The organism is Streptomyces sp. KL109B (genome assembly GCF_030766935.1).
In the GTDB taxonomy this organism is placed as follows: domain Bacteria; phylum Actinomycetota; class Actinomycetes; order Streptomycetales; family Streptomycetaceae; genus Streptomyces.
This window is the reverse complement of record NZ_JASERL010000010.1, coordinates 249,079-274,516: the sequence shown is the minus strand read 5'-3', so window position 1 is coordinate 274,516 and position 25,438 is coordinate 249,079. Positions and strand designations below refer to the sequence as shown.

21 protein-coding genes and 1 tRNA gene are annotated in these 25,438 nt (G+C 71.5%); 12 read left to right on the top strand and 10 right to left on the bottom strand.

What is annotated here, in order from left to right; translation table 11 throughout:
• Positions 1-138: 138 nt before the first annotated feature.
• Positions 139-2,004, top strand: coding sequence for an MFS transporter (locus RBJ65_RS30345; protein WP_306323009.1), 1,866 nt, complete (start codon positions 139-141; stop codon positions 2,002-2,004).
• A gap of 201 nt (positions 2,005-2,205) precedes the next feature.
• Here RBJ65_RS30345 and RBJ65_RS30340 read toward each other — a convergent pair whose 3' ends face one another.
• Genes RBJ65_RS30340 through RBJ65_RS30330 form a run of 3 tightly spaced genes read right to left on the bottom strand, consistent with a single transcriptional unit; the run spans position 2,206 to position 4,480 of the window.
• On the bottom strand, positions 2,206-2,814 hold the full coding sequence (locus tag RBJ65_RS30340) for a bifunctional 4-hydroxy-2-oxoglutarate aldolase/2-dehydro-3-deoxy-phosphogluconate aldolase (protein ID WP_306323010.1): 609 nt from the start codon (positions 2,812-2,814) through the stop codon (positions 2,206-2,208).
• On the bottom strand, positions 2,802-3,548 hold the full coding sequence (locus RBJ65_RS30335) for an IclR family transcriptional regulator (RefSeq protein ID WP_306323011.1): 747 nt from the start codon (positions 3,546-3,548) through the stop codon (positions 2,802-2,804). The genes RBJ65_RS30340 and RBJ65_RS30335 overlap by 13 nt, the downstream gene beginning before the upstream one ends.
• Before the next feature lie 5 nt (positions 3,549-3,553).
• Entirely contained in the window at positions 3,554-4,480 is a 927-nt protein-coding gene (locus RBJ65_RS30330) for a sugar kinase (protein ID WP_306323012.1), read from the bottom strand.
• A 146-nt stretch (positions 4,481-4,626) separates the two neighbouring features.
• Here RBJ65_RS30330 and RBJ65_RS30325 point away from each other — a divergent pair, with 146 nt between their 5' ends.
• Together RBJ65_RS30325 and RBJ65_RS30320 are read left to right on the top strand one after the other, a co-directional pair.
• Positions 4,627-5,205, top strand: a complete 579-nt coding sequence (locus tag RBJ65_RS30325) for a GNAT family N-acetyltransferase (protein ID WP_306323013.1) — start codon at positions 4,627-4,629, stop codon at positions 5,203-5,205.
• A gap of 137 nt (positions 5,206-5,342) precedes the next feature.
• Positions 5,343-6,425, top strand: coding sequence for a GNAT family N-acetyltransferase (locus RBJ65_RS30320; protein WP_306323014.1), 1,083 nt, complete (start codon positions 5,343-5,345; stop codon positions 6,423-6,425).
• A gap of 12 nt (positions 6,426-6,437) precedes the next feature.
• On the opposite strand, the gene RBJ65_RS30315 is transcribed toward RBJ65_RS30320, so the two are convergent.
• Positions 6,438-7,925: a S8 family serine peptidase gene (locus RBJ65_RS30315; RefSeq protein WP_306323015.1), complete on the bottom strand. Its 1,488-nt coding sequence runs from the start codon at positions 7,923-7,925 to the stop codon at positions 6,438-6,440.
• Positions 7,926-8,176: 251 nt separating this feature from the next.
• Positions 8,177-8,252 (bottom strand) — tRNA-Arg (locus RBJ65_RS30310).
• Between the two features lie 156 nt (positions 8,253-8,408).
• Between RBJ65_RS30310 and RBJ65_RS30305 the strand changes: the two genes are divergently transcribed.
• Positions 8,409-9,194 (top strand): hypothetical protein, encoded by a 786-nt coding sequence (locus RBJ65_RS30305; protein ID WP_306323016.1) that lies wholly within the window; start codon positions 8,409-8,411, stop codon positions 9,192-9,194.
• 18 nt (positions 9,195-9,212) lie between these two features.
• Here RBJ65_RS30305 and RBJ65_RS30300 read toward each other — a convergent pair whose 3' ends face one another.
• Positions 9,213-9,509 carry a DUF6401 family natural product biosynthesis protein gene (locus RBJ65_RS30300; protein WP_306323017.1) on the bottom strand — a complete coding sequence of 99 codons (297 nt, stop codon included), beginning with the start codon at positions 9,507-9,509 and terminating at the stop codon, positions 9,213-9,215.
• A 77-nt stretch (positions 9,510-9,586) separates the two neighbouring features.
• Between RBJ65_RS30300 and RBJ65_RS30295 the strand changes: the two genes are divergently transcribed.
• The 4 genes from RBJ65_RS30295 to RBJ65_RS30280 all read left to right on the top strand — a co-directional run bounded on the left by RBJ65_RS30295 (position 9,587) and on the right by RBJ65_RS30280 (position 16,699).
• Positions 9,587-11,503: a CdaR family transcriptional regulator gene (locus RBJ65_RS30295; RefSeq protein WP_306323018.1), complete on the top strand. Its 1,917-nt coding sequence runs from the start codon at positions 9,587-9,589 to the stop codon at positions 11,501-11,503.
• Between the two features lie 271 nt (positions 11,504-11,774).
• On the top strand, positions 11,775-13,175 hold the full coding sequence (locus tag RBJ65_RS30290; protein ID WP_306323019.1) for a diaminopimelate decarboxylase: 1,401 nt from the start codon (positions 11,775-11,777) through the stop codon (positions 13,173-13,175).
• Between the two features lie 204 nt (positions 13,176-13,379).
• Complete coding sequence (locus RBJ65_RS30285) at positions 13,380-14,855, top strand: amino acid permease (protein WP_306323020.1); 1,476 nt, start codon at positions 13,380-13,382, stop codon at positions 14,853-14,855.
• Positions 14,856-15,004: 149 nt separating this feature from the next.
• Positions 15,005-16,699, top strand: a complete 1,695-nt coding sequence (locus RBJ65_RS30280) for a class I adenylate-forming enzyme family protein (protein WP_306323021.1) — start codon at positions 15,005-15,007, stop codon at positions 16,697-16,699.
• Between the two features lie 589 nt (positions 16,700-17,288).
• Here RBJ65_RS30280 and RBJ65_RS30275 read toward each other — a convergent pair.
• Complete coding sequence (locus RBJ65_RS30275) at positions 17,289-18,572, bottom strand: M6 family metalloprotease domain-containing protein (protein ID WP_306323044.1); 1,284 nt, start codon at positions 18,570-18,572, stop codon at positions 17,289-17,291.
• 232 nt (positions 18,573-18,804) lie between these two features.
• Here RBJ65_RS30275 and RBJ65_RS30270 point away from each other — a divergent pair, with 232 nt between their 5' ends.
• Positions 18,805-19,470: a TetR/AcrR family transcriptional regulator gene (locus RBJ65_RS30270; protein ID WP_306323022.1), complete on the top strand. Its 666-nt coding sequence runs from the start codon at positions 18,805-18,807 to the stop codon at positions 19,468-19,470.
• A 118-nt stretch (positions 19,471-19,588) separates the two neighbouring features.
• Positions 19,589-21,127 carry an MFS transporter gene (locus RBJ65_RS30265; protein ID WP_372341428.1) on the top strand — a complete coding sequence of 513 codons (1,539 nt, stop codon included), beginning with the start codon at positions 19,589-19,591 and terminating at the stop codon, positions 21,125-21,127.
• 61 nt (positions 21,128-21,188) lie between these two features.
• On the opposite strand, the gene RBJ65_RS30260 is transcribed toward RBJ65_RS30265, so the two are convergent.
• Complete coding sequence (locus RBJ65_RS30260) at positions 21,189-21,713, bottom strand: MarR family winged helix-turn-helix transcriptional regulator (RefSeq protein WP_306323023.1); 525 nt, start codon at positions 21,711-21,713, stop codon at positions 21,189-21,191.
• A 143-nt stretch (positions 21,714-21,856) separates the two neighbouring features.
• Between RBJ65_RS30260 and RBJ65_RS30255 the strand changes: the two genes are divergently transcribed.
• Complete coding sequence (locus tag RBJ65_RS30255; protein ID WP_306323046.1) at positions 21,857-22,618, top strand: dioxygenase; 762 nt, start codon at positions 21,857-21,859, stop codon at positions 22,616-22,618.
• Positions 22,619-22,655: 37 nt separating this feature from the next.
• On the opposite strand, the gene RBJ65_RS30250 is transcribed toward RBJ65_RS30255, so the two are convergent.
• Positions 22,656-23,219, bottom strand: a complete 564-nt coding sequence (locus tag RBJ65_RS30250; protein ID WP_306332187.1) for a GNAT family N-acetyltransferase — start codon at positions 23,217-23,219, stop codon at positions 22,656-22,658.
• A gap of 127 nt (positions 23,220-23,346) precedes the next feature.
• On the opposite strand from RBJ65_RS30250, the gene RBJ65_RS30245 reads away from it, so the two are divergent.
• Entirely contained in the window at positions 23,347-24,354 is a 1,008-nt protein-coding gene (locus tag RBJ65_RS30245; protein ID WP_306323025.1) for an RNA polymerase sigma factor RpoD/SigA, read from the top strand.
• A 63-nt stretch (positions 24,355-24,417) separates the two neighbouring features.
• Here the strand turns inward: RBJ65_RS30245 and RBJ65_RS30240 are convergent, their stop codons facing one another.
• A complete protein-coding gene (locus RBJ65_RS30240; protein WP_372341431.1) occupies positions 24,418-25,428 on the bottom strand; it encodes a helix-turn-helix transcriptional regulator in 1,011 nt (336 codons plus the stop codon).
• Positions 25,429-25,438: the final 10 nt, after the last annotated feature.

Here is a 25,438-nt window from a genome sequence, read left to right as displayed (position 1 = left end):
GACGACCTGACGACCTGACGCCCCCACGGCCCCGGCGCCCGCGCGCCGGGGCCGTGCTAGCGTCGCGAGACCGGGGCAGGACGGGGGACGTCCCTCCGGCCATTCACAACGGCACACGGGCATACGGGAGTGTCAGCAGTGGCCACAGCGAGGCCGACGCGCGCCGACGACGCGAAGCCCGGACCGGGGACGGGCGGCACCCGAGGCGGCACCCGCCACACCCGAATACGGCTTCCGGAGCAGCTCACAGGGCAGACCGGCACCACCGGAACCCCCGGCGACGCAAGCCGCCTCCAGCGTTTCGCCCGGCACCCCGTCACCCTCGCCACGGTCGCGGCCGCGCTCCTCCACCTCATCTGGTTCTTCACGTTCGCGAACAGCGGCGGGGATCTGGCGGCGCAGGACGCCTGGGCCGAGTTCGTCGGTAGGCACCCCGACTCGGCGTACAACCTCGCCTGGTACGGGGGCATGCACCCGGTCTCGTACAGCGTGGTGTCGCCGTATCTGATGTCGGTGCTCGGCGTGCGCACGACGATGATGATCGCGGGCACGCTGTCGGCGACGCTGCTGACCATGATCCTGATCCGTACGCGGGTGGTGGCACGGCCGCTGTGGCCCGCCCTCGCCGGGGTCTTCGCCCTCCTCTGCAACGCCGCGTCGGGGCGCGTCACGTTCGGCCTCGGCATGATGTTCGGGCTCGCGGCGACGGCCACCGTGTTCTGCTGGCCGTACCGCTGGCGCTACCGGCGCTGGGCGAAGGCGCTGGTAGCCGCGCCGCTCGCCGGGATCGCGACGGCGTGCTCGCCGGTGGCGGGGCTGTTCGTCGGGCTCGTCGCCGTCGCCCTCTTCCTTCAGAAGCGGCGCCCGGGAGCGTACGCGCTCGGGCTCGCGCCGACCGTCGTCGTGGCGCTGTCGGCGTGGCTGTTCCCGTTCTCCGGTACGCAGCCGATGTCGTTCTGGTCGGCGCTGCTGCCGATGGTGTACGGGGTGCTCGTGTACGTCCTCGTGCCCAGGCAGTGGGTGACGGTACGGATCACGGCCGCCGTCTACACCCTCGCGGTGCTGTTGGTGTGGCTGATCAGCTCGCAGATCGGCTCCAACATCACTCGCCTTCCCATGCTGTTCGCGGGGGTCGCGCTGCTGGCGGCGCTGCCGTTCACGGTGCCGCGTTCGCGCAAGTGGTACGTCATCGTGATCGCGTTCGTCGGCTTCAACGTGTGGATCGGCTTCAAGTCGGTCGACGACGTCGTACGGACGACGCCCGCGGCCTCCTGGGCGCGTGAACTCGCGCCGCTCGTGAACGAGTTGCAGGAGGTCAGGGCCGAACACGGTCGCGTCGAGGTGATCCCCGCGCGTTCGCACCGCGAGGCGTCGGCGCTCGCCCCGTACGTGAATCTGGCGCGCGGCTGGAACCGGCAGGCCGACATGGAGCGCAACCCGCTCTTCTACGACGGCACGCTCAACTCCGCGAACTACCGGGAGTGGTTGCGGCGTTGGGCCGTGCACTATGTGGTGCTGCCCAAGGGGGAACCGGACGGCAAGGGCGCGGAGCGCGAACGTCAGCTGGTCCGGCAGGGCCTCCCGTACCTCAAGCAGGTGTGGGGCGACGCCAACTGGCAGCTCTTCGCCGTCACGGATCCGACGCCGCTGGCGGAGCCGCACGCGGTCGTCGACGCGGCGGAGCAGGGCGAGCTCACCATCGAGGTCACGCGTCCCGGCCGCATCCTGATCCGCATCCCGTACTCGCCGTGGCTGTCGGTCGTCGACGCGAAGGGCAAGAGTCTGGGTGCCCCGAAGGAGACGGAGGCGTCCAAGCGGGCCCGCGAGTCGGACGACAGCCTCCCGAAGCGGTACGCCAACGTCCACGGATGCCTGACGGAGGCGCCGGAGGACACGTCCGGCGACACCTGGACGGTCCTCCTGGCCCCAGCCCCCGGCACCTACCACCTCGCCTCCCCCTACCAACTCCCCCGCGGCACATCCTGCCCCGACTCCCTCCTCTAACCTCCCCCGCTCCTCAATCGCCGGAGGGGCTGAAAAGCCCGGGGCTCCGCCCCGCACCCCGCTGCTCAATCGCCGCAGGGGCTCTAAGTAATCGGCGCTGGAGCACCCATACAGCCCCGCCGGCGTTCGCGCGGTGCGGCGTGAACTATCAAGCCTCTGCGGCGATTGAGCAGCGGGGTCCGGGGCGGAGCCCCGAGGCGTTTATACGGTGGGGTGCAACAGGGCGCTCAGGGAAGGGAGTTGGGACGGGTCCTCCAGGGCGGAGCCAACCGCCACGACCTTCGCCCCACCCGCAAGATAAGCGGCAGCGTTCCCCGCATCCATCCCCCCCGTGGCAACGAACGGCACCTCCGGAAACGGCCCCCGCATCGCCCGAAACCACTCCACCCCGAGCACACTCGCCGGAAACGCCTTCAGCCAGCTCAACCCCACCGCCCTCGCGGCCTGCACATCCGTGGCGGTGGCGACACCCGGCAGATGCGGCAGCCCCGCCGCGACACTGGCCCGCGCCACCTCCACGTCGAGCCCGGGCGCCACCGTGAACGCCGCCCCCGCCTCCACCGCCCACCCGAGCCGCTCACCGGAGGTGACCGTGCCGGCGCCCACCGGCTTCCCACGCTCCGCGCCCGCGGCGACGACCGCGGCGAGCACCCCCGCCGCCTCCTCCGTCTGCACCGGGACCTCGACGCACTCGATGCCCAAGTCCCATGCTCGTACGGCGAGTTCGACGGACTTGTCGATCGGCATGCCGCGCAGGATCGCCATCACCGGCACCCCGGCGAACAACTCGTCAAACGTTACGGGCGCCATCCCAGCTCCTTGGAGATCGTGTCGGCGGTGGTCATGAGGTCGGGCAGGACGTCGGATTCGAGGGCGGCCAGGCCGGCCTTGGCCTTGAGTGCCGTCACGGACACCGCGGCGACGACCTCGCCACCGCCGTCCCGCACCGGCACGGCCACACAGTTCACGTAGTCCTCGTACTCCCCGTCGTCGACGGCCCAGCCGCGCGCCAGCGTCTCGGCGAGGGCGGTGCGGTAGGCGGCGCGGGAGGTGATCGTCGTTGCGGTGTGCGGCGCGAAGTCGCAGCCGGAGATGAGAACGTCGGCCCGCTCGCGCGACACGTACGCCAGGATCGCCTTCGCGACCCCCGCCGTGTGCAGCGTGACAGGCCGCCCGATCTGCGCGTACAGCCGCACCCCGTCCACCGGGTCGACCTTGTCGACGTACACGATCTGCTCGTCCTCGAGCGCGGCGAGGTGCACGGTGTGCCCGCAGCGCTCGCCGAGCAGCCGCAGATGCTCACCGGCGACGTCCTTCAACCCGAACTGTTCCAGGGCGAGCCCCGCGAGCCCGGCGAGCCGGTGCCCGACCGCGTACCGGCCGTCGGGCAGGCGGCGCGCGAGGCCGCCCTCCCGCAGGGACTCCAGGATCCGCAGCGCGGTCGAACGGTGCACGCCCAGGTGCTCGCCGACCTCGGTCTGCGTGCGCGGGCGGCGGGCGATGAACTCAAGGATGTCGATGGCACGGCGCACGGTCTGCGACATCGGGCTCAGGCCTCCTGCGCGGTGGCGGGAACGTAGTCCTCGATGCTGCGCAGCGTCCGCCCCGCGAGCCGGTGGCCGAGCGCGAGCCGCTCGCGCGCCGCCGCCCCGCCGAGCAGCCCGCTCAGATATCCGGCGGCGAACGCGTCGCCCGCACCGACGGCCTCCACGACCTCCACGCTCGGCGCGGCCACGAACTCCGCCTCCCCGCCCGCGAATTCGGTCGCCCCCACGTCCCCGTCCTTCACCACGAGCGTGCCGCGCGGCGCGAGCCGGTCCCGTACGTCCTCGGCGGTGGCGGTGCCCCACAGCGTCTCGGCCTCGTCCCGGCCGACGAGCACGACATCGGCCTGACGGGCGAGAGCGAGCAGCGCGTCAGCCGCCGCCCCGGCCGAACTCCACAGCGCGGGGCGGTGGTTGACGTCGAAGGACACCGTCGTGCCGGTCTCCGCCGCCCGCGCCACAAGTGTGTCCACGAGCGCCGCACAGCCGTCCGACAGCGCAGGCGTGATCCCGGTCAGGTGCAGCAGCCGTACGCCGGTCAGGTCGACGCGGTCCGCGTCGGCCGCCGTCATCCGGGACGCGGCCGAGCCCGCCCGGTAGTAGTGCACGCGGGTGCCTTCGGGGCCCGGGTCCTTGAAGTACACGCCGGTCGGGGCCCCGGTGTCGCGCGGTACGCCGCCCACGTGCACGCCGCGCGAGGCGACCGCCGCGAGGATCCGCCGCCCGAACGGGTCGTCGCCGACCCGGCTCAGCCACGCGGCCTCGTGCCCGAGGTCGGCGAGGTACTGGGCCACGGTCGACTCGGCGCCCGCGACCGCGAGCCGCAGCTCCCGGCTGTGTTCGAGGCCCGCGCTGTCGGCCGGGGTGATCTGCGCCATCGTCTCGCCGACGCAGAGCGCGTCCGCGCGGTGGGGCGGCTGCGTGCTGCTCATCCGGTCCTTCGGCCCTTTCGCTCGGGTTCTGTCGTCGACCGTAGCAGGTGGTGCGCAACAGGCGTGCGCATGTTGCAACAGCCTCTTGTCTTGGGGGGAGCGGAATCCGGGTGCGGGGGCGGAGCGATCACGCGATGATGCGGATCATGCCGTTCGAGATCGACCCCGTGATTCCCGCCGGAGCCCTGTCGTCCGCCCCGCAGCCGACCCTGCGCACGCCGGACGGTGAACTGGCCCTGCGCGCCCCCGAGTCGACCGATGTGCCCGCCGTCCGTGCCGCCTTCCGGGACCCCGACATCCGGTACTGGCACGCGCGCAGCATGGAGTCCGACGACGAGGCGCGCGCCTGGATCGCGGACGCGCGCGAGGGCTGGCTCAAGGAGTCGAGCGGCCAGTGGCTCGTGACCCGCGCCGCCGACGGGGAGCCGCTCGGCCGGATCGCCCTCAAGGACATCAACCCCCTGGACGGCTGCGCCGAGATCGCCTACTGGGTGCTGCCGACGGCCCGGGGGACCGGCGTCGCGCCCAGGGCCGTGACCGCGCTCACGGAGTGGGCCACCGGCCTGGGCTTCCACCGCCTCGACCTCCTGCACTCCACCCGCAACGAGCCCTCCTGCCGGGTGGCGCTCAAGTCCGGCTACCCACTGGAGGGCACCAGGCGAAGCTTCGCGCTGCACACGGACGGCTGGCACGACATGCATGTGCACACGAGGATCAACTCGTAGGGCATGAAGCACTCTTGACAGCGTGCGCCCTGTTTCGCGACCTTTGAGCCCCATGGGGGAAGAGGGGGGCCCATGAGCTGCACGCTCGTGTACCGACGCAGCCCGCGCGCCCGTGGCGAAGGGCGGGCGAACCGACGGTGAACATCACCACGTACAGAGCCGACGAACTCGGCGCGTCCCTGCGCGCGGCCTGGCACGACACGATGGAGCACTCGCCGGACTACCAAAACCCGTTCCTGGCACCGGAGTTCGCAGCCGCGGTCGCCCGCTTCAAGGGCCGCACGCACGTGGCGGTGCTGCGCGAGGGCGGCGAACCCGTCGGCTTCTTCCCGTACGAGAAGGGGCCCGCGGGCGTCGGCCGGGCCGTCGGCATGGGCCTGTCCGACTGCCAGGCCCTGGTGCACCGCCCCGGAGTCACCTGGGACACCCGCCAACTCCTGCGCGCCTGCGGCCTGTCGGTCTTCGAGTTCGACCACCTCGTCGAGGAACAGAAGCCCTTCGCCCGCTACGTCACCGGCTCCTTCGCCTCCCCGGTCCTCGACCTCAAGGACGGCGGCCACGAGTCGTACGCGGAGTGGCTGCGGGCCACGTACCCCGGCCAGGCCAAGACGACCCTGAAGAAGGAACGCCGGCTGAGCCGGAACGTGGGGGAGATGCGCTTCGTCTACGACGAACGCGACCCGGCGGTCCTTCGCATGCTGATGCGCTGGAAGTCGGCCCAGTACCGCCGCACCGGCCGCATGGACCGCTTCGCCCGCCCCTGGATCGTGAACCTGACGGACCATCTCTTCCAGGTCCGCGAGGACCACTTCACGGGTGTCCTGTCGGTCGTGTACGCCGGGGAGCGCCCGGTCGCGGCCCACTTCGGGCCGACCTCCCGTACGGTCTTCGCGGCCTGGTTCACCGCGTACGACCCGGAGTTCGCCTACTACTCGCCGGGCCTGCTCATGCACCTGCGCATGGTCGAGGCGGCGGGGCGGCAGGGCATCCGGCTGATGGACTGGGGCCGCGGCGAGAAGGAGTACAAGGACTGGCTCAAGACCCGCGAACTGCGGGTCCATGAGGGCTTCGCCAGCCGCCCCCACCCCGCCGCTGCCGCCCACCGCCTCTGGCGCCGCCCGGTCCGCGGCCTGCGCAACACGGTGCTCGCGCACCCGGAGCTGCGCGAGCGGGCGGACCGGCTGCTGCGGACGGTGGGTTCGATGCGGCAACGGCCGTAGGCGACCGTCGGATTATCCCTGCCCGTAGGGCGGCTGCGTGGGCGGCGACGGGTACGAGCCCGGCGCCGGCGGCTGCTGCTGGTACGGCCCGGGGTAGGGCTGCTGGGCCCCCGGCTGGGGCTGCTGGGCTCCTGGGTAGGGCTGCTGGACACCCGGCTGGGGCTGCTGCTGACCCGGGAACGGCTGCTGGCCGCCGGGGTACGGCTGCTGACCCGGGTAGGGCTGGTGACCGCCGGGGTACGGCTGCTGGCCCGGCTGCGGCTGCGGCTGCGGCTGCGGTGCCTGGCCGCCGCCCCAGCCGCCGGGGGCTCCGGGGCCGCCGGGCGCGCCCGGAGTGCCGCCACCGCTCTGGTTCTTCTTGCGGGACTTCAGGACGAAGACCAGCACGACGGCACCGATGACGACGACGGCGCCGCCGATACCGGCGTAGAGCACGAGGTTCGAGTTGTCGTCGTCGGCGACGGGCGTCAGCTTCGGCATCTCGGCCGGGTCCCACGGGCCGGACGCGCGGCCCTTAGGGATCTCCTTCGTGAGGGCCTTGTACGGGGCGAGGTCGCCGTAGCCGTGTTCCGCGTCCGGGAGGTTCGCCTTGTCGACGCCCTTCGCGATGTACGTGGACTTGACGACGCGGTTGAGCAACTGGCCCGGGGTGTAGTCCGGGTACTTCTCCTTGAGCAGCGCGAAGGCTCCGGCGGCGTAGGCGCCCGCGAGGGTGTTGCCCCGGCCGGTCGGGTAGGTGCCGTCGGCCTGGGTGATCTTGATGGACTTGGCGGGGGCCGTGAACATCAGGGAGTCGGAGCTGTTCGAGCCGTGGTCCTTCTCGTGCCAGACGGTGCCGTCCTGCGTGGAGCCGCCGACCAGGACGACCCCGGCGAGGCTGCCGAAGCCCGCCGGATCCCGCTCGTTGTCGTCGGCCGCGTTCTGGACGATGACGACGTTGTGCTCCAGGGCGTACTTGAGGGCCTTCTTCACCTTGCCGTCGGCTTCCGCGTACTGGGACATGCTGATGACGTCGGCGCCCTTGTCGACGGCGTAGCGGATCGCCTCGTCCGGGTCGCAGGCCCAGGTGTGGTGGTGGCCGGCCGCGATGCCGTCGTCCACGTAGATGTCCACGGGCAGGATCTTCGCGTCCGGTGCCATGCCCAGGACGCCCGCGCTGTTGCCGGGGCCGTGGCCGTGACCGGCGATCAGCGCGGCGAGGGTGGTGCCGAGCTGGTCCTCGGTCTCCTTGTTCGCGGGCCTGTCGTCACTGCAGCGCTTCCCGGGGAGCACATTGCCCTTGAGGTCCGCCTGGTTCCCGTTCACACCGTTGTCGAGGACCGCGACGGTGACGCCCTTGCCGGTGGCCTGCTTGTGGACCTTCTCGATGTCGTAGGCCACGTTCGGCCACTGCTTTTCCCGGTTCTCGTCCGCCGACGCGGTCGGCGCGGATCCGAGCACCAGGGCTCCCACCACGGCCGCGCCGCCGACCGTGCGGATCAACTTCTGTGCGGAGCGCACGTTCTGACATCCTCTGCGTTGGTTTCGGCTGTCGTCCGTGGGGTCCGCGACTGCTGGCCGTCTGCTGTTCTGCCGTCCTGCGTCGGGCGGAATGTCCACGCGCCGCTCGGCCCCCCAAGTGGTCCCGCCCTCCACGGGATGATCCCGGGAACGGTGCACGATGCACAAGACGCGCATCATCCCCCTCACAGAACGTGCGCAGCCTCACGCGCCAAAGGCCCCGGACCATGACCGGTCCGGGGCCTCTGCACTGGTGCCCCCGGCAGGATTCGAACCTGCGACACCCGCTTTAGGAGAGCGGTGCTCTATCCCCTGAGCTACGAAGGCGCGTGAACAGCGTAGCGGATCGGGTTCGGGGCGTGGGGGGTCACGCCAATGGGGGATGTGGGGCGGCCGGGGGTGGTGGGGGGTGCTATGCCGGAAGGGCGTAGGAAAACGCGGGGGGACAGGTTCCCGACCCCCACTGAGTGGAGGTAGCCACTCATGATCCAGAACACTCTTGCCGTCGATTTCACGCAGGGGCTCAACGACGCGTGGTCGAAGGTCGCCCAGTTCGTGCCGAAACTGCTCGGCTTCCTCGTCGTCATGGTCATCGGCTGGTTCGTGGCCAAGATGATCACCCGGCTGCTCGACCGGGGGCTGCGGAAGGTCGGCTCGGAGAAGCTCGCCGAGCGGGCCGGTTCGGCGAAGATGCTCGAAGGGTCGAAGTACGACACGACCGCGATCATCTGCAAGGTCGTCTACGTCGCCCTGATGCTGATCGTGCTCCAGCTCGGCTTCGGCGTCTTCGGCGACAACCCCGTGTCCGACATGATCAACGGCATCGTCGCCTGGCTGCCGCGCGGCATCGTCGCGGTCGTCCTGATCGTGGTGGCGATGGCCGTGGCCAATCTGGTGCGGGACATCGTCAGCAACGCGCTGTCCTCGGTCTCGTACGGGAGGACCGTCGGCACCATCGTGTGGGCCTGCATTGTTGTGCTGGGCGCGATTGCCGCGCTCGGGCAGGCGGGGATCGCCACGTCCGTCACGCAGCCGGTGCTGATCGCCGGGCTTGCGGCTGGTGCCGGAATTCTCGTCGTCGGGGTCGGTGGTGGACTCATCGGGCCGATGCGGCAGCGCTGGGAGCGGTGGCTGACGAAGGCCGAGGAGGAGACCGAGCGGGCGCGGGGGAGCGTCACCGCCTATCAGTACGGGCGGGAGGACGCGCTCAGTAATCAGCCCGTGCGGGACAGGGAGCGGGAGGGCACCGGCACCACCGACGGCGAGTGAGGCGGTGGTGGGCCGCGGCTACGTCAGGTTGTGGCGTCTTGTCAGCCAGGTGATGGCGGTGAGGCGGCACACTGCGTAGTCGTGGCCCACCGGCTCGCGCCAGTCGGTCTCAGCGAGCGCGTCGAGGAAGCCGAGCGCGTAGTCGGCGAGGGCGTCGGCGTCGGGTGCGGGTGGGTGCAGGCCCGGTGAGCCGGCGGCCAGGCGGTCGCGGAGTTCCGCCACGTGTTGGTCGACCGCGGCCAGGAAGGCGGGTTCGAAGGCGAATTCCGCGAAGCGCGGGCCGTATGCCTCGTCGACCCGGGCAAGGGGGGACATTCTTCCAACGTATGGGCGGAATGGGGGGATTGGGGGGTGTGGGGTGGGTGCCGTTCGTCACAGGCGAGACTGGGGGTATGGAGATTCCGGTGTCCGGTGGGCCGCAGGCCGAGAGTTCCGTGTCGGGTGGCGGTGCCACGTTGGCGCGGGTCGTACGGGTTGTGGGGCGGGACGTCGTAGAGGTGGTGCGGGCGCCGTGCGGGATGGACGTGGCCGTGGCCGGGGTCGGGGTGTTCGACGCCGGGGAGAGCCTGCGGGAGCGGGGGCGGGTGCTGATCGCGGTGGGGGTCGATACGTCGGATCCGGCGGCGGCGGAGGTGTTGCGGGCCGCCGATCGGGCGGGGGCCGCGGCGCTGGTGGTGCGGCGGGGGGCCGAGGGGGTGTCGCCGCTGCTGAGCGAGGTGGCCGAGGGGGTGTCGACCGCGTTGCTCGCGCGGGCGCCGTGGGTGGACTGGGGGGAGCTGATCGGGCTGTTGCGGGCGGCGCTCGCGGCCGGTGGGGCTGGTGGGCCGGGTGGCGCCGGGGGTGTGGGGGAGGCCGGGGTCGATGTGGGGCTCGGGGATCTGCCGGGGCTCGCCGTGGCGCTGGCCGCGCTCGTCGGGGGTGCGATCACCATCGAGGATCCCGAGTCCAACGTGCTGGCGTACTCGCCGACCGCTGATACGGCCGATCCGTTGCGGCGGTTGACCATTCTCGGGCGGCGGGTGCCGAGGTGGCGGGTGGCCGAGCTGGCGGAGAGCGGGTTCCTGGACGCGCTGTGGGCGGGGGACGTGGTGCACCGGCCCGCCGACGGGCGGTTCCCCGAGCGGCTCGCGGTCGCCGTGCGGGCGGGGGACGAGGTGCTGGGGTCGCTGTGGGCGGCGGCGGACGGGGAGCCGTTGCCGGAGGGGGCGCGGGAGGCGTTGCGGCAGGCCGCCGCGATCGCGGTGCCGCATTTGTTGCATCACCGGTTGCGGTCGAGGTCGGCGGCGGGGCGGCGGGCGCATGCGGTGCGGGCGTTGTTCGAGGAGCGGGAGCCGGATGTGGGGGCCGCGGCGGCGGCGCTGGGGGTGGATGCGGGGCGGCCGTGTGCGGTGTTGGCGGTGGTGGTCGCGGGGGCCGTGGGCGAGGTGCGGGAGAGGGCGTTGCGGGCGGGGGTGTTGCGGGTGGCGGCGCAGGCGACCCCAGCGTTTCCCTACCGGGTGGAGGCGGGTGGGGTGGGCGGGTCGTCCTCGGGTTCGGCCACCCGGGGTGAGGTTGCGGGGCTCCGCCCCGGGCCCCGCGCCTCAAGCGCCGGCGGGGCTGGGGGGAGTGGTGGTGGGGGTGGGGTGCAGGACCCAGCTACCCGGGGCCACGTCTCGGGGCTCCGCCCCGGGCCCCGCTCCTCAAACGCCGGAGGGGCTGGAATGGGTGCTGGAGGAGCTGGAATGGGTGTCGGAGAGGTTGGGGGGAACGCCGTAGGTGTTGGGCGGCCCTGGGAGCGGGTTGATGTGTTGGTGGGGGAGGCTCGGGTGGAGGGGGTTGAGCGGTTGGCTCGGGATTTGGCGGCTGTGGTGCGGGGGGCCGGGGGGAAGCCGTTGATCGCCGTGGGGCCCGTGGTCGGGGGGTTGGGGGAGGTGGCGGAGTCCAGGGCCCGGGCCGGTGAGGTGTTGCGGGTGTTGTGCGAGCGCGGCGGGCCAGAGGTGGCGGGGGCCGGTGATGTGCGGTTCGCGTTGGACGCGCTGCGGGTGGTGGACGCCGTCGCCGCGGACGTGCCGTCGGCCGGGGACGCGGTCGCGGCGCTGCTCGCGCACGACGAGCGGCACGGGACGGATCTGCCGCGCACCGTGGCCGCGCATCTGGCGTTCTTCGGGGACGCGGGGGCCACCGCCCGGTATCTGGGGATTCACGCGAATACGTTGCGGTACCGGCTGCGCAGGGCCCGGGAGTTGGGCGGGCTCGACCTGGATGATCCGGATGTGCGGCTCGTGGTCGAGCTGGGGTTGCGGCGGGTCGGGCTGATTCCGTTGCCGTGAGGGGGCGGGGGCGGGGGCGCTCGGTGGTGCGGGGGCACCATGCCTGCCCGCATGCCGTCGTGGGGGCGCACCACGCGGGGCGTTCCGTTCGGTGCGCGTTGTGCGGGGGCACAACCGACCCGCCCCGTACTTCGTGCCGGCGCACGCAGACACGCCACCCCGCCGACCTGCACAGTGACGAGTGCGACGAGTGCCGGACCACCACCGCACCGTAAGACCGCAAGCAAGCGCGTAAGTAAGTAAGCAAGCAAGAAGGCAGGACAGCCCCCCGATGTCGCAGCCCGTCGACGCCACCCCCGCCCACGCACCCGCCGCCCACGCACCCACCCCCGCCGCCCGCCGCGACGCCGCCCTCCGTGCCGCCGTCGCGCAGGGGCTCGTCGGGCCCGACGCCCCCGTGCTCGGGCTGCTCGACGTGGCCGGGGTGCGGGAGGCGGCGCGGGCGTTGAAGGCGGCGTTCGCGGGGGTTCCGGCGCGGCACACGTTCGCCGTGAAGGCCGCCTCGCTCGTCCCCGTGCTCGCGCTTCTCAACGAGGAGGGCATCGGCGCCGAGGTCGCGAGCCCCGGTGAGCTGGAGCTGGCGCGGGCGGCCGGGGTGCCGGCCGAGCGGATCGTGTTCGACTCGCCCGCGAAGACGGTCGGCGAGCTGCGCGACGCGCTGGCGAACGGGATCGCCGTGAACGCCGACAACCCGCAGGAGCTGGAGCGGATCGACGCGCTCGTGGCCGGCGGCACCGCCTCGCCCGTCGGGCTGCGGGTCAACCCGCAGGTCGGCAGCGGGTCGATCGGCGCCATGAGCACCGCGACCGCCAGCTCCAAGTTCGGCGTCGCGCTGCGCGACGAGGGCGCCGAGGAGTGGGTGCTCGGCGCGTACAAGGCGCGGCCGTGGATGACCCGGCTGCACACCCACACCGGTTCGCAGGGCGTCGCCCTGGAGCTGATGGCGCAGGGCGTACGGGCCGCGTACGAGCTGGCTGAGAAGATCAACGCGCACGTCGGGCGGCAGCAGATCGACACCCTCGACATCGGCGGCGGACTGCCCGTGAACTTCGGGTCCGATGACGTCACCCCCACCTTCGCCGAGTACGCGGAGCTGCTGCGCCGCACCGTGCCCGGCCTCTTCGACGGGCGGTACACGCTGGTCACCGAGTTCGGCCGATCACTCCTCGCCAAGCAGGGGTTCATCGCCGCGCACGTCGAGTACACCAAGACCTCCGGCGGCCGCCGCATCGCCGTGACGCACGCGGGCGCGCAGGTGGCGACCCGTACCGTCTTCGTGCCGGAGTCGTGGCCGCTGCGGGTCGGGGCGTACGACGCCGAGGGCCGGCCCAGAGCGACCCGGGCAATGGTCCAGGACGTCGCCGGGCCCTGCTGCTTCGCGGGCGATCTCGTGGCACGCGGCCGTGAGCTGCCCGAACTCGAACCCGGCGATCTCGTCGCGCTGTACGACACCGGCGCGTACTACTTCTCGACGCACTTCCACTACAACAGCCTTCCGCGTCCCGCTGTGTACGGGTATGTCCAAACCCCGAATGGGGCGGATGCGGACAAGGTGGGCGCGGTGGAGTTCGCTCCCGTCCGGTCGGCGCAGACGCTCGACGAGGTGCTCGCCGAGTCCGGTGCCCAGTACGCCGGTTCACTCCTCGGGCTCCCGCACGGGCTCGTGGATTAGTTGCCCCCGCGAACGGTTTAAGGTGGCGTGTCGTCGCGCGTTACGGCCGCGGCACACTCCACCGAGATCCGTTCCGATCTCGAGGTTCGCCGAATCCGGCGGATCAGTCCTGTCCAACAGGTACGTCGCACACGCCTGCCCGCGTTCGCGAACGCGGGCGCTCGCGTGTGTGCGGCATGCCGTTTTGCACGTACGCGGAGAACCATGGAGCACACAGCACAAGCCGAACGCGGTGTGACCACGGGCGGCGAGGCCGAGGCCGAGAAGGCCGAGGGCGGAGCCATCCGTGAGGGGGGTTACGCGGCCGGCCTGCGCAATCGTCAGGTCCAGATGATCGCCATCGGCGGCGCCATCGGCACCGGCCTCTTCCTCGGCGCGGGGGAGCGGCTGCACGCCGCGGGCCCGTCCCTGGTGGTCATCTTCGCGATCACCGGCCTGTTCGCCTTCTTCATCACGCGCGCCATGGGCGAGCTGGTGATGCACCGCCCGACGTCGGGCTCGTTCGTCTCGTACTCGCGCGAGTTCCTCGGCGAGAAGGCGGCGTACACCGCGGGCTGGGTCTACTTCCTGCACTGGGTGTGCAGCGGCATCGCGGAGATCACCGCGGTGGCGATGTATCTGCACTACTGGGCCGCCTTCCGCGACATACCCCAGTGGACGCTCGCGCTGGTGGCGCTGCTCGTGGTGCTCGGCGCGAACCTCATCTCGGTGCGCTGGTTCGGCGAGTTCGAGTTCTGGTTCTCGATCATCAAGGTCGCCGCGATCCTCGGCTTCCTCGCCATCGGCTGCTGGCTGCTCGCGAGCCGCCACCCCGTCGACGGCCACGCCACGGGGCCGCAGCTGATCACCGACAACGGCGGCTGGCTGCCGAACGGCCTGCTCCCCGCGATCGTCCTCATCCAGGGCGTCGTCTTCGCGTACGCCGCGATCGAGATGGTCGGCATCGCCTCCGGCGAGACGGAGAACCCGCGCAAGGTCATCCCGCGCGCCATCAACTCGGTGTCGTGGCGCATCGTGCTCTTCTACGTCGGGTCCGTGCTGCTGCTCGTCCTGCTCCTGCCCTGGAGCGCGTACAAGGCGGGCGAGTCGCCGTTCGTGACGCTGCTCGGCAAGCTCGGGGTGCCCGGCATCAGCGGCATCATGAACTTCGTGATCCTCACGGCGGCCCTGTCCAGCTGCAACTCCGGGCTCTACTCGACCGGCCGCGTGCTGCGCTCGATGGGGCTCGCGGGCTCGGCGCCCAGGTTCACGACGAAGATGAGCAGGAAGGGCGTGCCCTACGGCGGCGTGCTGCTGACCGCCACCTGCTACATCGCGGGCATCATCCTCAACTACATCGTGCCCGAGCGGGCGTTCGCGATCGTCATCAACTTCTCCGCGATCACCATGATCGGCACCTGGGTCATGATCATGATCTGCCAGATGGTGCTGCGCCGTAAGGCGCTGCGCGGCGAGCTGGAGCGCCCCTCGTTCCGGCTGCCGGGCGCGCCCTTCACGAACTGGCTGACGATCGTCTTCCTGGTCGCGGTCGTGGTCCTGATGATCGTCGGCGGTGGCGACTCGGCGATCTCGGTGTACTGCTCGCCGCTGATCGTGGTCGGGCTCGTGATCGGCTGGTTCGCGACGCGCAAGCGGGTGGCCGAGCACGCGAAGGCCGCCGCGTCCGAGTCGCCTTCGTAGGGGCCGGTACGGCGGTAGCCGATACGTCGGGTGGGCGGTGCGCGTGGAGGTTCACGCGCACCGCCCACCGCGTTGTGCGGCGGTCCAGTGATCGATGGTTACTGCACGCGCCTTGACGTGGTTCGGGCCGACGGACGTACCGTCCGACCATGGACGCAGATGCCGTGGATGTCGATGCCGTGGAAGCGCTGCTGACCGGACCGGGCGCCCCCTTCGCCGTCGTACGAGGCGAGGACGGGCGTCTTTCGTATGCCGACGGGCCCCGCACCCTGCGCGAGTTCGCCGAGACGACCTGGGCGTACGGCGACGCCCCCTTCGTGATCTCCGAGCGCGGGCGCCTCACCTACGGGGAGTTCTTCGCGGCCGCGTGCGCGCTGGCCCGCCGCTTCACCGACGTGTACGGGCTGCGGCCCGGAGACCGCGCCGTCGTCGCGATGCGCAACCACCCCGAGTGGCAGATCGCCTTCTGGGCCGCGCAGTTGGCGGGCCTGGTGGCGGTGCCGCTCAACGCCTGGTGGACGGCGGACGAGTTCGTGTATGCCCTCGACGACTGCGATCCCGGCGTGCTGGTCGTCGACGGGGAGCGCTACGAGCGGGTGCGGCCGTGGCTCGACGCGGCGCCATCGCGGCCGTGGACCCTCGTCTGCCACGAGGAGGGCCGGGAGGCGGCCGGACCACGCGTCGAGCGGTACGCGGAGCTCCCCGCCCCCGACCCCCAACTGGGCCCGCCCGACGTGGAGGTGTCCCCGGAGGCCGACGCCACGATCCTCTACACGTCCGGTACGACGGGCCGCCCCAAGGGCGCCGTCGCCACCCACCACGCCCACATGGGCGCGATCGCGGGCCCGCGCTACGGTGCCGCCCGCGCGGCCCTCCTGCGGGGCGCCGTACCGGGCCAGGGCCCCGCCCCCATCGGCCTCCTCACCTTCCCCTTCTTCCACGTAGCGGCGTTCACCGGGTTCTACGCGGCGATGGCGGCGGGCGGCACGATCGTGGTGCTGCGCAAGTGGGACGCGGACGCGGCGCTCGCCATGATCCGCGAGCACGGCGTCACCAGCTTCGGCGGCGTCCCCGCGACGGCCCTCCAACTCCTGGAACGGGCACGGGAATTGGACGACGAACTCCCCACTCTTACGGGATTCAGCACGGGCGGCGCCGCGGCCCCGCCGCGCATCGTGGCCCGGCTCACCGACCGCTACGGCGAGCGCATCGACCCCCGAAACGGCTACGGCCTCACCGAGACGCTCGGCGGTGTGCTCTCCAACGCCGGGGCGGAGTACCGGAGTTGGCCGGGGAGTGTGGGGCGTCCGGCGCCGGCGGTGGAGGTGCGGGTGGCGGATCCGTTGGGGGAGCCGTTGCCGGACGGTGAGGTCGGTGAACTGTGCCTGCGGGGTCAGCCGTTGATCCGCGGCTACTGGAACGACGCGGCCGCCACCGAGGCGGCGTTCACGGCGGACGGGTGGTTTCGGACGGGTGACCTCGCGGTGCGCTCCGCGGAGGGGCGGGTGAGTGTCGTCGACCGGATCAAGGACCTGGTGATCCGGGGTGGCGAGAACGTCCACTGTGTCGAGGTGGAGGCGGTCCTGCACGACCACCCGGACGTCCTGGAGGCGGCGGTGGTGGGCGTCCCGCACGAGGTTCTCGGCGAGGAGGTCGCGGCGTTTCTGCGGGTGCGTGCGGGATCGGCGGTGACGCCGGACGAGGTCCGGGCCTTCGCGGCGAAGTCCCTCGCGGGGTTCAAGGTTCCGGCCCATGTGGTCCTCCAGGAGGCGGAGTTGCCGCGCAACGCCACGGGCAAGATCCTCAAACGCACCCTCCGCGACTCGCTGCGCTCCGCCACCTGACCGTCCCCTACGCCACGGGGCTCCGCCCCGGACCCCGCGCCTCAAACGCCGGCGGGGCTGGAAAAGATCGGGGCTCCGCCCCTGGCCCCCGCGCCTCAATCGCCGGCGGGGCTGGAAGGGTCGGGGTTCCGCCCCGGGCCCCGCGCCTCAATCGTCGGCGGGGCTGGAAAAGATCGGGGCTCCGCCCCTGGCCCCCGCGCCTCAATCGTCGGCGGGGCTGGAAGGGTCGGGGGTCCGCCCCGGGCCCCGCGTCTCAAGCGTCGGCGGGGCTGGAAGGGTCGGGGGTCCGCCCCGGGCCCCGCGTCTCAAGCGTCGGCGGGGCTGGAAGGGTCGGGGTTCCGTCTCGGACCCCGCGCCTCAAACGCCGGCGGGGCTGGAAAAGATCGGGGCTCCGCTCCTGGCCCCCGCGTCTCAAGCGTCGGCGGGGCTTGAGTTGTCGGGCCGTGCTGGATGGTTGGGCTCAGCTGCTCGGTTGGGTGGGTAGATTCAGCCCCTCCGGCGTTTGAGGAGCGGGGTGCGGGGCGGAGCCCCGGGTTTTTCGAGCCTCTCCGGCGGTTGAGGAGCGGGGGCCGGAGAGGAGCCCCGTGGCCTAGCGGCGGGTGACGTAGAGCTGGTAGGTGCCGTCGGAGGTGATGCCGCCGATCGTGACCCGGACGCCCGCCGAATCGTCCCGGAACACCTCACCCGGTTGGAACGCCGCATCGGAGAGCTCCGCGTGGACGTTCGGCCGCCGCGTGCAGCCGCCGCTCTCCGGCGTGGCGTCCTCGACGGACACAGGGCCCTGCCCCGTGTCCACATCCGCGTCCACCTTGTAGACCAGCACCCCGGCCCGGCACACCGCCTCGTCGTTCCCCTCCTGCGTACGCACCTCGACCGCGTACCCCGTCCGCCCGCTCACCGGCACGAACACCAGCTTCGAACCCCCGTCGTCCCGCGCCAGCGGCGACAGCCGGTACTCCGTCGTGCCGGGCCGCGCGGCGCAGCCGACCTGGTCGTCGTCGAGCCAGCCGAGCTTCCACTTGTGCCAGCCGAGCAGATCGTTCCCGGCCCCCCAGTCCTCGCTCATGATGTCCCAGTGCCCGACGGCCCCGCCGCCGTCCTGCGTGTAGAGGTCGGGAAGCCCGAAGACGTGCCCGTTCTCGTGCGGCAGCACCCGGTACCCGGTCTGCGCGTACGAACCCGAACCGTCGTCCTGCCGCGAGTACACGAAGGACGTGTTGGAGAGCGGGACACCGTCGGCGACCGGCGCCTCGTGGTTGCCGGCGAAGGTCACGGAGAGGACGGTGTCGAGCGCGGACGGCCCCGCGTTCGGCGTGACGAGGATGTTCACCAGGTCGTACCGGCGGAAGTCCACCTCGGAGTCCGCGGCCGCCACGATGTCCTGGGCGAGCCCGCGGTAGGCGGGGTCGTAGGGGGCGCCGCGCTCTATCCCGTACGCGGCGAACGGCTTGGGCATCCGCAGCCAGTGGTCGACCGGCGCCTCGGGAACGTAGTCGAGCTTCCCGTACGACCCGGTGCGGAACCAGTCCTGGGTCTGCGGGAAGAACTCGCGGAACCGGTCCATCGCGGAGCCCTCGCCCGGCGCGTCCGGGAAGTCGACCATGAGGTTCAGGGCTCGTACGGTGCCGGTGGAACGCGCGTAGCCGGGGGCGGTGGGCAGGCCCTCCGACATCTGAACGCCGAGCGAGCCGCGGATCATGCAGGGGGCGAGGGAGGTCGTCTTGCGGGAGACGGCGACGGGCCCGGCCGCGGTCGTCGAGTCGTCGAGGAGCCTGCCGGTGCTCGCGGTCATCGTCACGGTGAGCGCCACCGCCGTGCTCACGGCCAGCAACGCCCCGCGTCGACCCCTGCGTATCCGCCGCATCCGCCGCATCCGCATCCGCACCGCCTCACGCTCGGGTCCGTTTCGATCACCCTGTGTCGAGGCGTGTCGGGCCGCGCGCTGGGTGCGCCGATCGTGGGTTTCCGGGCCCGGGGTGGTGTGAGGCAGGTCACATGAGGCCGGGGAAATAACCGGGGAGCTACTCCCCGTTTAGACCTGTGTTCGCGAAACGGGGACTCGCTCCCCGCTTCGGACCCCACATCAACCCGTGAAGGAGATCGCCGTGGCCACCGCCCCCGCTACCGACCAGCCGCAGCGCCGCGTCCCGCGCCCGCGGGCCGACGCCGTGCGCAACCGGGAGCGGATCGTCGCCGCCGCGCGCGAACTGCTCGTGGAGCACGGCCCGGTGCTGCCGCTCGACGAGGTCGCCCGCCGCGCCTGCGTCGGCAACGCCACGCTCTACCGGAACTTCAAGGACCGCGATGAACTGATGCACCACGTGGTCCTCACGGTCACCGACCAGCTCACGGGGCACGCGGAGCGGGGGATCGCCGCCGAGGAAGCCGGCGATACGACCGCGTTCGACGCGCTGCGCACCTTCGTGCACGCCGCCGCCGACGAGCGGGTCGGCGCCCTGTGCGCGATGCTCAACGCGACCTTCGACAAGGACCACCCGGATCTGGTCGCCTCCCGCGACCGGCTCACCGACTCCGTCGAACGGCTCCTGGAGCGGGCCCGCGAGGCCGGCCAACTGCGGGCCGACATCGAAGCCGGGGATCTGATGGTCGCCGTGTCCCAGCTCACCCGGCCGCTGCCCGGCAGCGGCTGTATGGACTTCGACCGGTTCGTCCACCGCCATCTGCAACTGTTCCTCGACGGCTTGATGACACCCGCCCGTTCACAACTCCCGGGCGCCGCCGCGACCTTGGAGGACCTCCGCCAGGACTGACACGTCCGGCGTCCCCCTCCACCCCTCCGTAGAACCCCTCACTCTTCGTAGAACCCCTCACCTCAGAGCTTCGCCACCACCCGATTTCTTACGCTTATTCACGACTTGGAGTCCCGCTGTGGGTACCCCCTTGCCTGATACGGCCGTCCAGGCCGCCGATTCGCGGCGCTGGAAGGCACTCGTCTTCATCGCGCTCGCCCAGCTGATGGTGGTCCTCGACGCCACCATCGTGAACATCGCCCTGCCCGCCGCACAGCAGGACCTCGGCATCTCCGACGGCAACAAGCAGTGGGTCATCACGGCCTACGCGCTCGCCTTCGGCGGCCTGTTGCTGTTCGGTGGGCGCATCGCGGACCTGTGGGGCCGCAAGCGCACCTTCGTCACCGGCCTGATCGGCTTCGCCGTCGCATCGGCGCTCGGCGGCGCGGCCACCAACGAGGCCATGATGTTCGGCGCCCGCGCCCTTCAGGGCCTGTTCGGCGCGCTGCTCGCGCCCGCCGCCCTGTCCCTCCTCGCCGTCATGTTCACCGACGCCAAGGAGCGCGCGAAGGCGTTCGGCATCTACGGTGCGATCGCCGGTGGCGGTGGCGCCGTCGGCCTGATCCTCGGCGGCTTCCTCACCGAGTACCTGAACTGGCGCTGGACGTTCTTCGTGAACATCCCGTTCGCGATCATCGCCGCCGCCGGCGCGTACTTCGTCATCCGTGAGCCGGCCGGCTCGCGCAACCGCTCGCCGCTCGACATCCCCGGCGTGCTGCTGTCCACGCTCGGCCTGGTCTCGCTCGTCTACGGCTTCACGCGCGCCGAGACCAACGGCTGGTCCGACGCGACCACCCTCGGCATGTTCGTCGCCGCGGCCGTGCTGCTGCTCGCCTTCGTCGCCGTCGAGGCCCGGGTCAAGCACCCGCTGCTGCCGCTGCGCGTGATCGCCGACCGCAACCGCGGCGGTGTCTACGCCTCGCTCGGCCTCGCCGTGATCGGCATGTTCGGCCTGTTCCTCTTCCTGACCTACTACCTGCAGATCGTGAAGGGCTTCTCGCCGGTGAAGACCGGCTTCGCGTTCCTGCCGATGATCGTCGGCATGATCACGGGTTCTACGCAGATCGGCGCCCGCCTGATGACGCGGGTCCGCCCGCGCCTGCTGATGGGCCCCGGCTTCCTGCTGGCGGCGCTCGGCATGCTGATGCTGACGCAGCTCTCGGTGGACTCCTCGTACGCCGGTCTGATCCTGCCCGCCGAACTGCTCCTCGGCCTCGGCATGGGTACGGCGTTCATGCCCGCCATGTCGCTCGCCACGATCGGCGTCGAGCCCCGGGACGCGGGGGTCGCCTCCGCGATGGTCAACACCTCGCAGCAGGTCGGCGGCGCCATCGGCACGGCCCTGCTCAACACGATCGCGGCCTCGGCCACCACCGCGTACCTCGCGGACCACGCGGCCGGCGCCACGAACGCCGCGAGCCGGCAGCTGCTCCAGGCGCAGGCCATGGTGGACGGCTACACGCACGCCATCTGGTGGGCCGTCGGCATCCTGCTCGTCGCGTCCCTGATCGCCTTCACGCTCGTCAACACCGGTGTCCCGGGCGCGGGTTCGCCCGCGGCCTCCGGTGACACGGAGGGCGCGGAGGACGAGGTGCGGGTGCCGGTGGTCGCGCACTGACCCCGGTACGACCGGACGGCGGGCGGATCACCTGAGCCAGGAGATCACCTGAGCCAGGAGATCACCTGAGCCAGGGGAGGTCCGCCCCGGCCTCCTTCGGCTGCAGTCCCTCGGCGATGATCACCATGATCTCGCCGAGGGACTTCTGCTGCTCCGGGGTGAGGCGGTCGAAGAGCGCCTGCCGGACGGTGCCGACGTGCCCGGGAGCGGTCTTCTCCAGGACCCCCAGGCCCTCGTCCGTGAGGATCGCGAACTGCCCGCGCTTGTCGGAGGGGCAGTCCTCGCGCCGCACCCATCCGCTCTTCTCCAGGCGCGCGATCGCGTGCGAGAGCCGGGACCGCGTGATCTTGGTTTCCCGGGCCAGCTCCGTCATCCGCAGCCGCCGCCGGGGCGCCTCGCTCAGCCTGACCAGGAGCCCGAAGTACATGTGCGGCATCTTCGCGTCGCGCTGGAGTTGCCGGTCGAGGTGGTCCTCAAGGAGCGTGGTGGCATGGAGGTACGCGCGCCAGGTGCGCTGCTCGTCCTCGCTGAGCCAGACGGCCTCCGCGTCGCTCCCGTCGCCGCTGTCCGTGTGTCGCTGCTCCATGCTCACCATCGTAGACCTCCTCCTTGAAGATTAAACAAAGAAGGCTTATTTTTTAAGAGCAGCCAAAAGCTTGAACATTCAAGGAGGTCGTCGTGACCGAGATCGTGCCCGAGACCGAGGCCGAGGCCGTGACCTCGAACCGGATGCCCGCGCTCTACCTCTCCCACGGCGCCCCGCCGCTCGCCGACGACGCCCTGTGGCCGGGCCAGCTCGCCGCCTGGTCGGCCGGCCTGCCGCGCCCGAAGGCGATCCTGATGATCTCCGCGCACTGGGAGAACGCCCCGCTCGCCCTCGGCGCCACCGAGACCATGCCGCTCGTCTACGACTTCTGGGGCTTCCCCGAGCACTACTACGAGGTGACGTACGCGGCCCCGGGCGCGCCCGAACTCGCGGACTCCGTACGGAAGCTGCTGCGCGGGCCGGGCATCCCGGTGCAGGACGTGCCGGACCGGGGGCTCGACCACGGCGCGTACGTGCCGCTCGTCGAGATGTACCCGGACGCCGACATCCCCGTCCTCCAGGTCTCCATGCCGACGCTCGATCCCGCGCGGCTCATGGACATCGGGCGTCGCCTCGCGCCGCTGCGGGACGAGGGTGTGCTGATCGTCGGCTCCGGTTTCTTCACCCACAACCTCGCCGCGCTGCGCCATGGCGGCATCCCGGCGTGGTCGTCGGAGTTCGACGACTGGGGGCACCGGGCGCTGGAGACGGGTGACGTGGACGCGCTGCTCGACTTCACGCGGAAGTCGCCGGCGGGCGCCCTCGCACACCCGAGGACCGAGCACTTCGCCCCGCTGTTCGTGTCGATGGGCGCGGCGGACGCCTTCGGGGACCTCGGCGGTCAGCGGAGCGTGATCGACGGATTCTGGATGGGGCTCGCGAAGCGGTCGGTGCAGTTCGGCTGATCCGCTGGGCGTTCGGGGCGCTCAGGGCGCTCAGGGCTCAGAGCCGCTTCTCGTACCAGGCCACGTCCCAGTACCTGCCGAACTTCCGGCCCACCTCCCGATACGTCCCCACGTAGTCGAAGCCGAAGCGGGTGTGCAGGCGCGTCGACGCCTCGTTCGGCTGGGCGATGCCCGCGTACGCGCGGTGGACGTCCTGGTCGGCGAGGGTCTCGAAGAGGGACTTGTACAGGAGCGTGCCGACGCCCCGGCCGCCCGCGTCGGGCGCGAGGTAGACCGTGACCTCCACCGAGGTGTCGTACGCGGGCTTCGGCCGGAAGGGGCTCGCCGTGGCGTAGCCGAAGATCCGGCCCGAGGCCGTCTCGGTCGCAACCACGAGCGGGTGCCGTTCGTCTTCTAGGTGGGAGAGCAGCCAAGGACGTCGCTCTTCTGGGGTGAAGGTGGCCGTGTCGAAGGTGATCGGCGTCTCACGCACGTAGTGGTTGTAGAGGTCCGTGAGGGCCCTGAGGTCCTCCTCGACCCCCGGCCTGACCTGCACCTCTGTGGGCTCGGACACGCTCTTGTCTCCCGTCTTCGCGCGGTGTGGCGCGACAGGGTACTGCATGATCAGAAAAAAGATGGGCGGCTTGGGAATTCTGTCCGGATTCCAGTCGTTGATTCCATCGGATGCAGGGCACCCGTAAGGCCCCTTCGGGGGCGTACAGCCGACCTACCACCACAAGGGAGCACGCATGGCAACCCGTGCCGTAGCCCGTCGTAAGTCCGCCGCCTCCGGCGAGACTGATGCGGCACGCAGTGTTCGCGCCGTAGGCGGGGAGATCGCCGACCGCGACCTGGTCGGCATGTACCTCGACGAGATCGCGCGTACACCGCTGCTCGACGCCGCCAAGGAAGTCGAGCTGTCCCAGACCATCGAGGCGGGCGTCTACGCCCAGCAGATCCTCGACGGCACGGTCTCCGACAGCAAGGCCGCCGACAAGGCGTCCCGCGAGGAGCTGGAGGCCCTGGTCGCCGCGTCGGAGAACGCGAAGGACGTCTTCATCAAGTCGAACCTGCGGCTCGTCGTAGCGGTCGCCCGCCGCTACCCGAGGTCCGGCCTGCCCCTGCTCGACCTGATCCAGGAGGGGAACGCGGGCCTGGTGCGCGCCGTCGAGAAGTTCGACTACCGCAAGGGCTTCAAGTTCTCCACGTACGCGACGTGGTGGATCCGTCAGGCCATCACGCGCTCCATAGCCGACCAGTCCCGCACCATCCGCCTCCCCGTCCACCTCGTCGAGGAACTGGGCCGGATCCGCCGCGTGCAGCGCGAGTTCAACCGCGAGCACGGGCGGGAGCCGGAGCCGACGGAGATCGCGGAGGAGCTCGGCGCGAAGCCGGAGCGGGTCGTCGACGTCCTGGACTGGGCCCGCGACCCGGTCTCGCTGAACATGTCGGTGGACGACGAGGGCGAGACGCAGTTCGGCGACCTCCTTGAGGACACGTCGGCCGTGTCGCCGGAGCAGTCCGTGCTGACGCTGCTGCGCAGCGAGGAGCTGGACGACCTCATCGGCCGGCTCGACCAGCGCACCGCGTCCATCATCAAGATGCGGTACGGGATCGAGGACGGGCGAGAGCGGACGCTGACGGAGGTCGGCAAGGAGCATGGGCTCACGCGTGAGCGGATTCGGCAGATCGAGAAGCACGCGCTTCTGGAGCTGAAGAAGTTGGCGCGGGACACGGGGTTCGACGCGGCGGCGTGACCGGGTTCTTTGTTGCGCCGCGGCGGTGTTGCGGTCTCGGGGCTCTGCCCCGGGCCCCGCTGCTCAATCGCCGCAGGGGCTTGAATGGCCGGACCGGCTTGGTGAGGACTGGATGAGGCGGGAGCCCAAGTCGTGGGCTGTGGTCTGGAGTTGTTCGGGGGAGTGGACCGTGAAGGCGTGACCCGTCATCGCGAGGCGCACCGCCATCCACTGCACCGGGTCCGTCGACGTCGCCCGTAGGCGGCAGCGGTCGGGCCCCAGGGGCTCCGGTACGCCGAACGTCGGCGACAGCTGGGCCGCGATGGCCTCGGCGGGGGCCGCGAACTCTACGTCCAGGTCGTAGGCGGCGCCGGCGCCCCACGAGGACACCGAGCGGCGCACATACTCCGCCGCATCCCCCTCCGGCACCTCCCGCGGAGCGAACCGCGCAGCCGTGGCGAAGGGCTCCGAGATGCGGTCGACGCGGAAGGTGCGCCAGTCTTCGCGATCGATGTCGTAGGCGACGAGGTACCAGCGGCGGCCCGTCGACACCAGCCGATGCGGCTCCACCAAGCGGCGCGATTCCGTGGTGTCGCGTGCCTGGTACGTGAAGCGCAACCGTTCGCTGCCCGCCGCCGTAGAGGCGATCACCGTGAGCGTCTCCGGCGCGATCGTGGCGCCGTCGCCCGAGGTCAGGGGGGTGGTGGCGGTCTGGAGCGTGGCCACCCGGTGCCGCAGCCGGGACGGCAGCACCTGTTCGAGTTTGGCGAGGGCCCGTACCGAGGCCTCCTCGATGCCCTCCACCGCGTGGCCCGCGCCGGCCCGCAGGCCCACCGCGATCGCCACCGCCTCCTCGTCGTCGAGCACGAGCGGCGGCAGCGCCTTGCCCGCGACGAGCCGGTACCCGCCGTCGGCGCCGAGCGTGGCCTGCACCGGATACCCGAGGTCGCGCAGGCGGTCGATGTCGCGGCGCACCGTGCGGCGCGAGACGCCGAGCCGGTCGGCGAGTTCGCCGCCCGGCCACTCGCGCGGGGTCTGGAGGAGGGACAGGAGTTGAAGGAGCCGGGCCGGGGTGTCCGTCGGGGACGGCATCATGTTCTCCATG

Coding starts and splice junctions, on each gene's coding strand:
- RBJ65_RS30340 (WP_306323010.1), bottom strand. CDS start 2,814: ATGGCGCCCGTAACGTTTGACGAGTTGTTCGCCGGGGTGCCGGTGATG.
- RBJ65_RS30335 (WP_306323011.1), bottom strand. CDS start 3,548: ATGTCGCAGACCGTGCGCCGTGCCATCGACATCCTTGAGTTCATCGCC.
- RBJ65_RS30330 (WP_306323012.1), bottom strand. CDS start 4,480: ATGAGCAGCACGCAGCCGCCCCACCGCGCGGACGCGCTCTGCGTCGGC.
- RBJ65_RS30325 (WP_306323013.1), top strand. CDS start 4,627: ATGCCGTTCGAGATCGACCCCGTGATTCCCGCCGGAGCCCTGTCGTCC.
- RBJ65_RS30305 (WP_306323016.1), top strand. CDS start 8,409: ATGATCCAGAACACTCTTGCCGTCGATTTCACGCAGGGGCTCAACGAC.
- RBJ65_RS30300 (WP_306323017.1), bottom strand. CDS start 9,509: ATGTCCCCCCTTGCCCGGGTCGACGAGGCATACGGCCCGCGCTTCGCG.
- RBJ65_RS30295 (WP_306323018.1), top strand. CDS start 9,587: ATGGAGATTCCGGTGTCCGGTGGGCCGCAGGCCGAGAGTTCCGTGTCG.
- RBJ65_RS30290 (WP_306323019.1), top strand. CDS start 11,775: ATGTCGCAGCCCGTCGACGCCACCCCCGCCCACGCACCCGCCGCCCAC.
- RBJ65_RS30285 (WP_306323020.1), top strand. CDS start 13,380: ATGGAGCACACAGCACAAGCCGAACGCGGTGTGACCACGGGCGGCGAG.
- RBJ65_RS30280 (WP_306323021.1), top strand. CDS start 15,005: ATGGACGCAGATGCCGTGGATGTCGATGCCGTGGAAGCGCTGCTGACC.
- RBJ65_RS30275 (WP_306323044.1), bottom strand. CDS start 18,572: ATGCGGCGGATGCGGCGGATACGCAGGGGTCGACGCGGGGCGTTGCTG.
- RBJ65_RS30260 (WP_306323023.1), bottom strand. CDS start 21,713: ATGGAGCAGCGACACACGGACAGCGGCGACGGGAGCGACGCGGAGGCC.
- RBJ65_RS30255 (WP_306323046.1), top strand. CDS start 21,857: ATGCCCGCGCTCTACCTCTCCCACGGCGCCCCGCCGCTCGCCGACGAC.
- RBJ65_RS30250 (WP_306332187.1), bottom strand. CDS start 23,219: ATGCAGTACCCTGTCGCGCCACACCGCGCGAAGACGGGAGACAAGAGC.
- RBJ65_RS30245 (WP_306323025.1), top strand. CDS start 23,347: ATGGCAACCCGTGCCGTAGCCCGTCGTAAGTCCGCCGCCTCCGGCGAG.
- RBJ65_RS30240 (WP_372341431.1), bottom strand. CDS start 25,428: ATGATGCCGTCCCCGACGGACACCCCGGCCCGGCTCCTTCAACTCCTG.